This is a genomic window from Oleiphilus sp. HI0066, assembly GCF_001635725.1.
Genome location: NZ_LWFH01001394.1, coordinates 1 through 1143, shown reverse-complemented (window position 1 = coordinate 1143; position 1143 = coordinate 1). Strand labels below are relative to the sequence as shown.

The window sequence follows — 1143 nt, the reverse complement described above, 5'->3', positions numbered from 1 at the left end:
TTCGCTCATGGCAGACTTGAACAAACGATTTTTTATTTCAGGCTTATTGTTTGGACTAAATGGGCTATTTAATGCAGGCATACATCATACTCGTACTTTGATTTTATTAGCGAGCGAGCAGGATACTTAGTTCTATTTGCGAGCGATAGAGCACGGCCGTATTTCTAAATGTTTTTCAGAAATGAACTAACTATCTTTGAGCCTTGATCAAAGAGAGAGTTTTGTGTGTCCAGCCAATGGATTTTTACGCCTTTCTTCTCGATATTGCGAAACCACTTTTCCTGTTGTTTCGCAAACTGATGAATAGCGCTGCGTAGCTTTTGATGCATGTCGTTCAAGTTCATTTCTCCAAGTAGATGTTGAGAGATAAACCGATACTCTAAGCCGTAATGCTCAAGTGCTTCGTGTGAGACACCATCTTGAATAAGGTTTTCTACTTCTTCGATCATACCTTCTTCTAGGCGCGCCGATAGGCGCGCACTGATTCGTTCACGAGTCACTTCTCTTGGAAACTGCAGGCCTATAACGCAAGGCTCAAAATCGGGCCAATGTACGCATGGGCTACCAGATTTCTCTGCTAAAGCGATTTCTATTGCGCGAATGGTTCTGTCTTTATCAATTGAGTCGGTCTCGTTGTGAAGACTAGGGGATAATTCGTGAAGCTGGTGTATAAGCTGTTCGTGCGATTTTTCTTCTAATTCTGAACGCAGCTTTTTATCAATCGGGGCTGAGGTTAATGCATAACGCTGGAGTGTCGCATCCAAATACATTCCCGTTCCACCAACAAGAAAAGGCAATTTATTACGAGATATGACTTTTTCAAAAGCGGAAGAGAAGTCTTGCGCATACCGANAGAGATTATATTCCTGGCCCGGCTCGGCAATATCAATGAGATGGTAAGGAAGATCACCGTATTCTTGAAGATCCTTCCCCGTTCCGATGTCCATACGACGAAAGACTTGTCTTGAATCTGCGGAGATAATTTCGCCATTAAATTGTTTGGCGAGCTCAATCCCTAAACGAGTTTTTCCATTTGCGGTAGGCCCAAGGATCACGATTAGAGGTGTTTTTTTTTGAATTTGCATGATCTTGTTCAAAGTTTGCGCAGAATGATTTGATGCTTGAGGAGTGCACTATTAATGT

1 protein-coding gene is annotated in these 1143 nt (G+C 42.3%); it reads right to left on the bottom strand.

The features are described 5' to 3' along the window. Positions 1 to 164: 164 nt before the first annotated feature. Positions 165 to 1085, bottom strand: coding sequence for a tRNA (adenosine(37)-N6)-dimethylallyltransferase MiaA (miaA, locus tag A3738_RS21000; protein ID WP_068763835.1), 921 nt, complete (start codon positions 1083 to 1085; stop codon positions 165 to 167). Positions 1086 to 1143: the final 58 nt, after the last annotated feature.